Source organism: Pectinatus haikarae (genome assembly GCF_050916305.1).
Lineage (GTDB): Bacteria > Bacillota > Negativicutes > Selenomonadales > Selenomonadaceae > Pectinatus > Pectinatus haikarae.
In genome coordinates, this window is record NZ_CP116940.1 from 126,436 (window position 1) to 138,487 (window position 12,052).

Sequence of the window (12,052 nt, forward strand, 5' to 3'; positions counted from 1 at the left end):
TATTTCATTAAAAGAGAGGGTCACTTATAATTGGACGCAAAAAACATCAGAAATTTTTCAATAATCGCCCATATTGATCACGGAAAATCAACAATAGCCGACAGGCTAATAGAACAGACCGGAACATTGACACAAAGAGAAATGGAAAATCAAATTCTGGACAGTATGGAACTTGAAAAAGAACGAGGCATAACGATAAAGGCTCAGACTGTCAGATTGAATTACAAGGGAAAAGACGGACAAATTTACGAACTCAATTTAATAGATACTCCCGGCCATGTCGACTTCAACTATGAAGTTTCTCGCAGTCTGGCAGCCTGTGAGGGGGCTTTGCTTGTAGTCGATGCTGCCCAAGGTGTAGAAGCACAGACACTTGCCAACGTTTATCTGGCGCTTGAGCATGACCTTGAGATCATACCAGTTATCAATAAAATAGATCTGCCCAGCGCCGATCCCGAACGAGTAAAAACCCAAATTGAAGATGTGATCGGCCTTGATACCAGTGAAGCCGTTCTATGCAGTGCTAAAACCGGTATAGGAATCGACAGGATATTTGATGAAATAGTAGACAAGATCCCTGCTCCTTCAGGTAAGGACGATGAACCTCTCAAAGCCCTTATTTTTGATTCATACTTTGATTCTTACAAAGGGGCCATTGCTCATGTGCGTGTCTTTGAAGGAATGATCAAACCTGGAATGAAACTAAAAATGATGTCTACGGGAAAAACATTTGAAGTAACAGATACAGGCTGTTTCCGTCCATCCCCTGTAAATGTTGACGAACTCTGCGCAGGACAGGTTGGCTTTGTTGCCGGCAGTCTGAAAAATGTGAAAGATATACGTGTAGGTGACACCATAACGACTGTACAGAATTCCACCAAAGAACCTCTACCTGGTTACAGAGGAGTCACGCCAATGGTTTATTGCGGACTTTACCCTGTTGACAGCAGCGATTATGACAATTTAAAGGATTCTTTGGAGAAACTCCAGCTGAATGATGCCGCACTGGTATTTGAACCGGAAACGTCTATAGCACTCGGATTCGGTTTCAGATGCGGTTTTCTTGGCCTTCTCCACATGGACGTTGTTCAGGAACGTCTGGAACGGGAATATAAACTAAAGCTTATAACCACTGCACCGAGTGTTATATATCACATCTACAAAACTAATGGGGAAATGCTTAAAGTTGCCAATCCTTCCGGATTACCGCCGACCACGGAAATAGAACATATGGAAGAACCGTTTGTAAAAGCCACTGTTATCGTGCCAAATGATTATATAGGCGCTGTGATGGAAATATCGCAGGAAAAGCGCGGTACATTTATCAGTATGGACTATATCGACAACCGGGTCATGCTTACTTACACCATTCCTCTAAATGAAATAATCTATGATTATTTCGATAAGTTGAAATCTACCACGCGCGGATATGCTTCACTTGATTACGAACTGGCCGGCTACCAGCAGTCAAAACTTGTAAAATTGGATATTTTGCTGAACGGTGATATGGTCGATGCACTTTCAACTATTGTGCATATAGACAGGGCACAGCCGCGGGGCCGTCAGTTAGCGGAAAAACTCAAAGAAATCATTCCGCGGCAAATGTTTGAAATACCTATTCAGGCTGCCATAGGCAATAAAATCATTGCCCGGGAAACAGTCAGAGCTATGCGCAAAGATGTGCTCTCAAAATGTTATGGCGGTGATATAACACGAAAGCGCAAACTCTTAGAAAAACAAAAAGAAGGGAAAAAACGCATGAAATCTGTTGGCAGCGTAGAAGTGCCACAGGAAGCATTCATGGCTATCTTGAAAGTAGACTGATGATTTCCGTATATATCCATATACCTTTTTGTCTTGCAAAATGTCTTTACTGCGATTTTCCGTCAACAGCAGCAGAAAAAAATATTTATCATAAATATATATCCGCGCTGCGGCAAGAAATAAAATTAAAGCATCAACAGCTTGGCTCCTTATTTGTTGATACTGTCTATTTTGGCGGCGGAACGCCTTCTCTTCTGCCTGCCGAATATATTACAGAAATCCTCACCGCATTAAACTCACTTTTTTATATTTGCGCCGATGCGGAAATAACTTTGGAAGCAAATCCCGGTACGGTGAATCTGCCAAAGCTTGCAGCGCTGAAACAATCGGGTGTTAACCGTCTCAGTTTCGGCGTTCAAAGTACACAAAACATTCTGCTCAAAAATCTCGGCCGCATACACACTTTCGAGGATGCCAAAAAAGCTGTCAATGCTGCAAAAAAAGCTGATTTTTCCAATATAAGCCTGGATCTTATGTATGGCCTTCCCCACCAGACACTTGTTATGCTGCAGGAAAGTACAAATTGGATTCTGCACCAAAATATACAGCATGTCTCCATTTATGGCCTTCAGGTAGAAGATGGCACGCCTTTTGCCGAAATGCAAAAAGCGGGGACACTGCATTTACCCGACGAAGATGCTGTTGAAACGATGTACGATTATGTAACAGATATCCTTCCTCATTATGGTTTTCATCGCTATGAAATAGCCAATTTTGCAAAAAAAGGATTTGAAAGCCGTCACAATACAGGCTACTGGCAGGACAAACCTTATATCGGTCTCGGCTGCGCGGCTCACTCTTACTATAATTCAAAACGTACATACAATACACATGATCTTTATGAGTACATCCGGTCATGTAATAATGGTATTATACCCGTTTTCACGGAAGAGATAATAGACAGCAAAGCCTGGATGGAAGAATTCAGCTTTTTAGCTCTGCGCACCGCACAGGGAATTAACAAAAACAGCTTTCAAGAAAATTTTCATAGGGATATCCATACTGTTTATGGTAAAAATATAACTGAACTTCTCAGTCAAAAATTATTGGCGGAAAATACTACACACCTATTTTTGACTCCTTTGGGCATGAAGCTTGGTAATGCCGTATTTGAAAAGTTTTTATTATAATAGCCACCCATTTATGCTGCCCTGCTTTCCTCGGTTCGAAAATACCTCAGTGGCAGTTTAGAGCGTTATCAAGTCGGCCTGGGCATTGATGACACAACCGTATATAAAAATCCTCGGTAAAACCGTATATACCTAAATAAAAAAACTCTGGAATATCTCTCGATATCCAGAGTTTTTCATTTACCACAAACCGCATAGCTTCCACCAAAAACCACCGATCCCCAGCCAGATAAGAATATTTACTGCTGTAATTATAAAACCAAGTTTCCACCATTCTGCCTGAGAAACATATCCTGCACCAAAAAGGATAGGTGCTGCCCCCCCGCCGTAATGTGTCAGCGGAATCATCAGATTTGACAAAACAGCAAAAGTAATCGCTGCAAGAAGCGGCGGCGCTCCAACCGCAACGGCTACCCCCAGAAAAGCAGCATACATCGCCCCAATATGGGCCGATACACTGGCAAAACCGTAATGCGAGTAAACATAAACCAATATCAGTATACCAAAGGCGGGAACCCACGGAATACCCGCCTGTAAAATGGTGTTGCCAACATTGGTCGACAAATATTTTATAAAACCCGATTTTGCCAATGCATTTGCCAATGCTATCAATGAACCCATCCAAAACATAGTATCCCATGCACCTTTTTCATCAAGCACATCCCGCCAGTTCAACACTCCGGTCAAAAGCAATACAACAACAGTGAGCATCCCCACAGCTGTTGCATCCATATCTGTCAAACCAGATGTTGACCACAGCACCAAAGCTCCCACAAAAACAGCTATTACTATTTTTTCATTCAGAGATATCTTTCCCATCTTTCTCAGTTCGTCATCCGCCATTTTTCTTGCAAAAGGCATTTTGCCGATCTCAGGCGGAAAAAGTTTATAAAGAAGATATGGCATCACTATCAAAGAAATAATTCCTGGGACAATTGCTGCGGCAGCCCATATTCCCCAAGTTATATGTACATCTGCCGTTTTTTCCGCTAATTCTACTATAAGCGGATTCCCTGCCATAGCCGTCATGAACATCGCGCACGTAATAGCATTAGCCTGATATTCTATTTGCATTATATATGCACCAAATTTTCTCGCAGTTACCCCTGGTTCTGATCCAAGTGCCGCTGAAAGGCTTTGAATAATTGGATAAATGATCCCACCGGCCCGTGCCGTGCTTGAAGGTGTGGCAGGCGAAATTATAAAGTCGCTGAACGTAATAGCATACCCCAGTGTCAGCGATGATTTTCCTATCGTCTTGATTATAAAAAATGCTATACGTTTGCCAAGTCCGCTCTTAATAAAAGCTCTTGCCAGTAAAAATGCACAAATAATAAGCCATATTGTACTATTTCCATAACCGGAAATGGCTGATTTCACAGTCATCACACCCAGCAGCACCGCTGTCGTAACGCCTGTAAAGGCCACTGCTCCTATAGGCATCGGCTGCAATATAAACCCCATAATGATTGCGGCAAACACGGCAAAAAGGTGCCATGCGAACAAATCAAGACCACTTGGTGAAGGACAGAACCATAAAAGTACACCTATAAGAAATACATAAAAAAGCTTCTTTTTGCTTTTTATCAATTTTACGCACATCCTTTGTATTAAAAGCAGAATTGCCTTATAGTCATCATCTGCTATAAGGCAATAATTTTATTAATCGACTTATTCAAGTAGACTTTTATAAAATTTTTCTTTAAAGAAATCCGCGGTACCCCATCAGAAAATTCCTATTTCCGGCAAAGTTTTATCCGATATTATTTTGCACCGTATTTTTTCAATACACGATCTGCAAATTGCGGTGCATAGCCAATATAGTTATGCGGATCAAGCATTGTATCCAATTCCTTATCAGTGAAGGCTTTTCTCACTTCCGGTTCATTTTTAAGCGCATCTTTCATCTGTGATTCTTCTTCATAAGCCTTCATACAGCAGCGGTATACTATAGAATGAGCTGTCATTCGTCCAAGTTTTGGTGCCAAATGCATCATGATACATTCGCTCATCATCAAACCTCTCAGTTTATAAAGATTATTTTCCATATGTTTTGGATAAACGATCAGATGCTGCAGCACATCTTTTGATTTGTCGAGGGCAGCCGCTATAAGATGGCATGCACGGGGAATTGCTTCCCATTCTGTCAGAAAACATCCCCAGTCACGTTCATTTTCACTGACCATTGATTCCACTATAGCAGGTGCAATACTGCGTACACTGCGGCATACTGCAATAATGCCCTCTACGACCTGAGGATTGCGTTTATGCGGCATGGTGGATGATCCTACTTTTCCCATGAAAAAAGGTTCTTCAAGTTCCAGTATTTCGGTACGCTGCAATGTCAATATTTCATGAGAAATTTTTCCTAATGTCCCTGCGCATATAGCCAGAGTGCTGACAAATTCAGCCTGACTGTCGCGCGCTACATGCCATGCAATAGTCGGTACTTCCAGACCCAGTATCTCCATCATGCGAGTCTGCGTTTCCAATCCTTTTTCCGGCTGTGATGCTAAGGTTCCAACAGCCCCTGCCATTTCACCGACAAAAACACGTTTCTTTATTTCTTCCAATCGCTGTATATCTCTTCCAAATTCATCAGCCCACACTGCCACCTTGTAGCCAAGCGTTATAGGCAGAGCATGAATTACATGCGTGCGTCCGCACATGATTGTATCGCGATATTTCTTCACTAAATCCAATGTGTATTTCTGGCAGGCTTTCATATCCGCAAGAATGACATTATAGGCATCCTTCATCTGCAGGACCAACCCTGTATCAACAATGTCCTGACTGGTAGCACCCCAGTGAACGTATTCTCCGGCATTTCCCGGCAGAATTTTTTTAAATTCCTTTAATAAGGGCACAATAGTTATGGATGACTTATAATTTTCTCCCACTGCGGACAGGTCAATCAAATTTGCATCAGCATTGGCATTTATCTTGTCTGCTTTATCCTTGGGAATAACACCCAGTTCTCCCTGTGCTTTAGCAAGAGCAGCTTCCGTATCCAGCCATTTTTGAACCAAAGCTCTGTCGCTGAAAATTTCTCTCATCTTATCGGTGCTGAACAAACAGCCAAAGACTTCACTATCAATAGTTGTAGATGCCATATTATCTTTCTCCTCTTCCGCCTTACCTGAAATTCATTGCGGTTAATTTATTTTGTAAATAAATCATAACAAAGAAAAAATACAAAGAAAAATTACTCATTATTATAGAAATATAATATAATATTATAAATTTCAATGATTTTTAAAAAAATATGTCATAATACTATATTTTGATAAATTATAACTATCGATTTTATTCTCTGTTATAAAAATTTTATTAATTATAACTTATCGTTATTGAATTATTAAATTATATTATTGATTTTTCCCGCATATATTTTCCATATACACCTTTTATATGCTAAAATTAAATAAATATACTCTTGAAAGGACATAAATTTATGGAACTGCGGCAGTTGGAATATTTTCTCATGGTCAGTAAACTAAAAAGTTTTACCCGAGCTGCTGAACGTCTGTACATTTCTCAGCCTGCAGTAACTAATGCCATTCATGGCTTGGAAGAGGAGCTGGGCATCCAGCTGTTTGACCGCAGCCAGAAACAGATTGTACTGACATCCGAGGGTAAGGTTTTTTACCGTCATGTGGATAATGTCATGAAAGGAGTATCAAAGACTCTTTTAGAAATAAACAATCTGAAAAATTTGAATGGAGGCTCACTGACAATAGGGCTTACCAATTTTGGCGGACTTGAAGCGGGAACTGATATACTGCACCAGTTCAGCAAAATATATCCCAGCATTGCCGTGACAATTATAGAAAAAAATCTTTTTTCTATACAGCAGGATTTATTGGAAGAAAAAATCGATGCCGCAATTTTTTTTGATTCGGCAAATCCTGCTTTTACACATATATTGCTCGGCAGCAGCGAGCTGGCACTTTGCTGTTGCTGTGATCATAAATTTCGTCATAAAAATTCTATTGACTGGCAGTCTCTCGGTGGTGAAAAAATAATTATGTCAAAAAACAGCAATTTTTTCAGACAATATATAAAAGAATCCATCGATAAAATAAATCCGCAGCCGGAATTTATTTTCGGACCGACACATGTCCAAACCATCAAGAGTCTGGTAGCAAGCGGTGCAGGAATATCTTTTCTTCCCAGAAAATTATGTGAAACAGATACAAAACTGGTAACGATTTCCTTTTCTCCTCAAATTTATATGCCTTCTTACATGGCATATAAGAATGTAAAAACAAAATCACATGCGGCAGAAGCCTTTATCATGTTTGTGAAAAAATTTGTTGCCGAAGGAGTTGATCTCTTATGATGCCAGCAATTGCAGCTGTCGGCAGCAATCAGCTTATAGCAAATGAAATATGTCTTTTAACAGAAAATATGCTCAACAGCAAAGTACCTGTTTCCTGCTTCCGTACCGATGAAATAAAAACCTCCCCTTTGCTCGATTTCTATATTTGCGCGCCTACTCAATATGAAAAACTCTGCCATACAATTTCACCAAAAAATTTATTTATTTTTGAATTGATTCCAACCAGTACTTTCTTTTTAAAAATAGCGCGCATTCCTGCAGAATCGACTGTATATGTGTTCAATAATCTGCTTCCGTATACACAAACACTTATAGCATACTGTCATTCTCTGGGAATCACCGGCTTACACTTTGAAGCTATTGCTTATGAAAGCATGGAAGAGTCAGAAATATCCTTCCACCTAAAGAAGGCAGAATACATCATAGGCGTGGACCGTTTTGTTGGATCTGAAGCGCTTCTGTCACCTCACTATAAACAGTATCTGCGAGATGATGTCAGAATAATAGCAGCGAAAAGAACCGCTTCTGTGCGTTCTTCCTGTGTATTTCTTCATGCACTGGCTGTTTTTTACTATACTCAGGCGGAACATAAATATCATCAATTACTGCAATCCGCCAGCCTGACTGAAGCTTCTGCTCTTGCTATGAAAGAGCTTGCTTTTAAGACAGACAACGCAATAAATATGATCCGTACCGCCTCAGTACAGATTATAGCTAACCAAATAGATTTATCCGCAAAAGAAAGCACGGCAGAGATGCCAGATTATGCCGCGCACAGCATAGCCGAAGAAGACATTCCCTATTTCGCCCGTATAGTAAATGATCTTTTGCTTACATTTGCCATTCTCAATAAAAAATTGGAATATATCAGCAAATAGATACATACATTTTATATTCCCGTCCTATTTTCAACCAATAAAAAGACCTTCGCCCAACAGCATTTGCAGCTATTGGGCGAAGGCCTTTTATTTATACTAAATTATCTATTGTAATGACTTTTCATATCTATTTTTTTAGAGAAGTTGCCTCGGCAAGCTCATCATGTGATAATTTTGACAGCTCTTTCACCTTTGCAAAATCAAGTGATAAGGCATCAGCAATCCTTTTGCCGTAATCTTCATCCGCGAGAAAGCAATGCGCAGCATGACGATATTTTATATTATCTGTGACGGGAGCTATATTCGCCGCGGTATTTGCTATAAGAACTTTTTTTTGTTCGTCGCTCATTAATCTATAAAGATTTCCCGGCTGATAAAAACAATCATCGCTCTGTTCAATCTTCGGTTCATAACGATCCATGGCGCCGCTCAAACTCAGTGCTTCTTCCTTAAAAGCACTTTGTTCTTCCCATTCACCATAGCTGTTAGGCTCATAGCCTATGGTCGACCCGTAATTATCATCCACCCGCATAAATCCATCACGGTGATAGGCGTGCACCGGGCATTTTGCTCTGTTTACAGGAATCTGCATATGGTTTACTCCCAGACGATAACGCTGGGCATCACTATAGGAAAATAACCGCCCCTGTAAAAGTTTGTCAGGAGAAAATCCTATACCCGGTACAATGTTCGCCGGATTAAAAGCTGCCTGTTCAACTTCGGCAAAATAATTTTCCGGATTGCGGTTAAGTTCCAATACGCCCACTTCAATCAAGGGAAAATCTTTATGACTCCAAACTTTTGTAATATCAAATGGATTTTCTTTATAATTTTCGGCCTGTTCCTGCGTCATAATCTGGAAATACATAGTCCAGCGCGGATAATCTTTCTTTTCTATAGCCTGAAAAAGATCCCGCTGATGACTCTCCCTGTCTTTGGCTATAATGGCAGCTGCCTCTTCATCGGTCAAATTTTTAATGCCCTGCTGTGTAACAAGATGAAATTTCACCCAAAAGCGTTCACCATCAGCATTTATCAGACTGTATGTATGACTGCCAAAGCCATGCATATAACGATATGATGCAGGAATTCCCCTGTCTGACATAACAATAGTGATCTGATGCAATGCCTCCGGCAGCATAGTCCAAAAATCCCAGTTGCTCTGCGGCGAATGCATATTAGTCTTAGGATCACGTTTTACGACGTGATTCAGATCTGAAAAATGAAGAGCATCACGAATAAAAAATACCGGGGTATTGTTGCCTACAAGATCCCAATTGCCTTCTTTTGTATAAAATTTAACAGCAAAACCACGTATATCACGTTCCGCATCAGCTGCACCGCGTTCTCCGGCGACAGTTGAGAATCTGGTAAATACAGGTGTTTCTTCATTCAATGTAAAAATTTTAGCTTTTGTATACTTACTCACATCATGGGTCACAGTAAATTGTCCATAAGCACCCGAACCTTTTGCATGCATACGTCGTTCCGGAATCACTTCTCTGTCAAAATGGCCAAGCTTTTCCATCAGCCAGACATCCTGCATTGTTACCGGACCTCGTTCACCTGCTGTCAAAGAATTCTGATTATCGCTGACCGGTGCTCCGGCCGCAGTCGTTAGCTTTTTTTTCGTCATTTCTGTCCCCCCATTTATTCGTAATATTACATAATAACTAATATTATAATATAATGAACAGAATTTATTGTCAATATATAAATATTAGCAATATTGTTTTTTTTGAAAATATTAGTGAATATACCGCTGACATGGATTTTGGATTTTGCAAACTAATAAGCGCCGGAATTCTCCGGCGCTTATTAGTTATTGCGGTTTACCGATATATGGATCTTCCGTAAGTTTTCTCTGTCCCAGCATTGTCGTCAGATTCTGCAGATTGAATTTATACTGCGGTGAAGAAAAATCCTGCCCTTCATCATAATGATTCGATGGAGCATTCAAAATACCGCATACGGTATCATATATCATATCGTTAGTAAAATATTGTCCCTGATTCTGCTGCAGTGTACTGCTTCGCACAGGATACGTTCGCTGATATTCCCCTGAAAGATAAACAAACATCGGTATACGGACCATGTCAAATTTGAACACATCCGGATTATGTGATATATTTACATCCTCACCATGATCAGAATAATATACCATGGCCTGCAGATGGAGATTTTCTTTAGCATAATTGTATATCTGAGACAAAATATAATCCGTATAAAGGATACTATTGGCATATGATGATTCCGTTGAAGTGCTGTCTTCATTCTTCCATTTCTCAAAATCAGCCGGGTATCTGTTATTGTAATAAATATGGCTGCCCATAAGATGCAGAACAACGAAATTGTTTTTTGACGGATCTATTTCCGGCAGAAAATTCAACAGTGTTCCGTCAACCTGATCAGTGAACACATAAGAATCATCTGTCCATTTTGCATGATCGGCTGTCTTTGCTATCAAAGTTATTGCACTGTCATATTGCCCATAGCGTCCCTGATTGCTGAACCAATAAGTATCATAGCCCGCTTTTTTCGCTACGTCAATAACAGACAACGAATTGTAAAACTGCTTATCATTATATTGACTTTGCTCTGTTAAAGCTCTCTGCAGGACAGGGACAGTCTGTACCCAGGATGAATAAGCATTGTCAAATACGACAAAATTCGGATCCTGCCTGCGCTGTTCAAGCCACGGGGTATCATCATAAGCAAAAGAAGGCGTATATGTTTTCATATAGTTACGCGATGCCGATTCACCTATGACCATGATAACCGTTCCGGGCGCTTTCTGTGCCAATGTGGCCGCACTTGACAGCTGCATATCTTCATATCGCTCGGTGTAATTGATACTGTATTTTTGCGTCTGCTGGACATAATCCGAAACCTCCTTCCAATTATTTATAATGGATGTCTGCGGAAAGAGGAAAAAAAAGGAATAGACTGCCGTGAACAATGTCAACAAATATAAGACACTTTTTTTCTTTCGGTCAGGATCAGAAGTTATCAGCTTCAAAGATAAGCGCCGATTCATTCTGTACATAAAATAAAAAATCATTCCGATGCTGATCAAAACAAGCACTATCCCAAAAACACCGACAGTAGACTGGACAAAATCTACACTTTCTTTTGGGTTGGTCAGATACAATGCCATCAAAGTGGCCGGCGTCAGGCAATGCTGATAAATCAGATAATACGCAATTTCCAGTGCCGGAATCAAAAGGCATAATATATCAAGCACTGCAAACAGGACAGCTGCCTTGCTTTTTCCCATTCTGCTCTGTAAAAACACAGCCTGCAGGGACGCAAGCATAATAAAAAGCCCTGTCCCGAAAAGAAAGTCTATCCGTATCTGCGATATATACCACGCCGAGTGATAAGTCCATGAATACAGCAGCGGAAAAGTGATGCACCATGCCAGCCCGGGCAGAATATGCGCTGATAATTCAGCTGAAAACAAACTGCTCCCAGTCAGATACTGGATCAGACACAACGAAATTATTGTCGGCAGCAAATAGGCAAAATAATTTACAGGCCCCATATCCTGACCGATATTTATATAAAACAAAACCAAACAAATATAAAAAACCAAAGATGCCACAAGGAAGCCGACACTTCCTGCACGATAATTTTTTGTCATTAAACGCATAAAACTGCTTCATCCTTTAATATAAATTATACAAAACACCAATAATATACTATACTATAAAAATCTAAATTCTGCATGAAAAATTTAATAAAAAAATAAATTTTTTTTAACAAACTTATCTTTATTAAAACTATAGCATAAATATAAAGGATTTATATATGTATCCATAGAAAATTCTCTTTTATGGGAAATTTTGCCTATTTTGAGGAGCTCTACAAAAATCATC

8 protein-coding genes are annotated in these 12,052 nt (G+C 40.0%); 4 read left to right on the forward strand and 4 right to left on the reverse strand.

Translation table 11 applies throughout. From position 1 onward, the window contains the following. Window positions 1-30: 30 nt before the first annotated feature. Together lepA and hemW are read left to right on the forward strand one after the other, a co-directional pair. Entirely contained in the window at window positions 31-1,824 is a 1,794-nt protein-coding gene (lepA, locus tag NXG61_RS00640) for a translation elongation factor 4 (RefSeq protein WP_307222922.1), read from the forward strand. Continuing rightward, window positions 1,824-2,954, forward strand: coding sequence for a radical SAM family heme chaperone HemW (gene hemW, locus NXG61_RS00645; RefSeq protein ID WP_307222924.1), 1,131 nt, complete (start codon window positions 1,824-1,826; stop codon window positions 2,952-2,954). The genes lepA and hemW overlap by 1 nt, the downstream gene beginning before the upstream one ends. A gap of 180 nt (window positions 2,955-3,134) precedes the next feature. Here the strand turns inward: hemW and NXG61_RS00650 are convergent, their stop codons facing one another. Further along, window positions 3,135-4,544 carry an anion permease gene (locus NXG61_RS00650; RefSeq protein ID WP_370871623.1) on the reverse strand — a complete coding sequence of 470 codons (1,410 nt, stop codon included), beginning with the start codon at window positions 4,542-4,544 and terminating at the stop codon, window positions 3,135-3,137. Window positions 4,545-4,717: 173 nt separating this feature from the next. Further along, complete coding sequence (purB, locus tag NXG61_RS00655; protein ID WP_307222928.1) at window positions 4,718-6,067, reverse strand: adenylosuccinate lyase; 1,350 nt, start codon at window positions 6,065-6,067, stop codon at window positions 4,718-4,720. Window positions 6,068-6,408: 341 nt separating this feature from the next. On the opposite strand from purB, the gene NXG61_RS00660 reads away from it, so the two are divergent. Both NXG61_RS00660 and NXG61_RS00665 read left to right on the forward strand, forming a co-directional pair. Further along, the gene (locus tag NXG61_RS00660; protein ID WP_307222930.1) at window positions 6,409-7,296 is read left to right on the forward strand and encodes a LysR family transcriptional regulator; all 888 of its coding nucleotides are present in this window, start codon (window positions 6,409-6,411) and stop codon (window positions 7,294-7,296) included. After that, complete coding sequence (locus NXG61_RS00665; protein WP_307222931.1) at window positions 7,293-8,174, forward strand: hypothetical protein; 882 nt, start codon at window positions 7,293-7,295, stop codon at window positions 8,172-8,174. Before NXG61_RS00660 ends, NXG61_RS00665 begins: the two co-directional genes overlap by 4 nt. Window positions 8,175-8,301: 127 nt before the next feature. Here the strand turns inward: NXG61_RS00665 and NXG61_RS00670 are convergent, their stop codons facing one another. Together NXG61_RS00670 and NXG61_RS00675 are read right to left on the reverse strand one after the other, a co-directional pair. Then, entirely contained in the window at window positions 8,302-9,810 is a 1,509-nt protein-coding gene (locus NXG61_RS00670; protein WP_196605760.1) for a catalase, read from the reverse strand. 186 nt (window positions 9,811-9,996) lie between these two features. Continuing rightward, on the reverse strand, window positions 9,997-11,826 hold the full coding sequence (locus NXG61_RS00675) for a phosphoethanolamine transferase (protein ID WP_196605761.1): 1,830 nt from the start codon (window positions 11,824-11,826) through the stop codon (window positions 9,997-9,999). Between the last annotated feature and the right edge of the window lie 226 nt (window positions 11,827-12,052).

What these genes read in the sequence shown, in the direction of transcription:
- NXG61_RS00660 (WP_307222930.1), top strand. Translation starts at nt 6,409, where the DNA reads ATGGAACTGCGGCAGTTGGAATATTTTCTCATGGTCAGTAAACTAAAA.
- hemW (WP_307222924.1), top strand. Translation starts at nt 1,824, where the DNA reads ATGATTTCCGTATATATCCATATACCTTTTTGTCTTGCAAAATGTCTT.
- NXG61_RS00675 (WP_196605761.1), bottom strand. Translation starts at nt 11,826, where the DNA reads ATGCGTTTAATGACAAAAAATTATCGTGCAGGAAGTGTCGGCTTCCTT.
- NXG61_RS00670 (WP_196605760.1), bottom strand. Translation starts at nt 9,810, where the DNA reads ATGACGAAAAAAAAGCTAACGACTGCGGCCGGAGCACCGGTCAGCGAT.
- purB (WP_307222928.1), bottom strand. Translation starts at nt 6,067, where the DNA reads ATGGCATCTACAACTATTGATAGTGAAGTCTTTGGCTGTTTGTTCAGC.
- NXG61_RS00665 (WP_307222931.1), top strand. Translation starts at nt 7,293, where the DNA reads ATGATGCCAGCAATTGCAGCTGTCGGCAGCAATCAGCTTATAGCAAAT.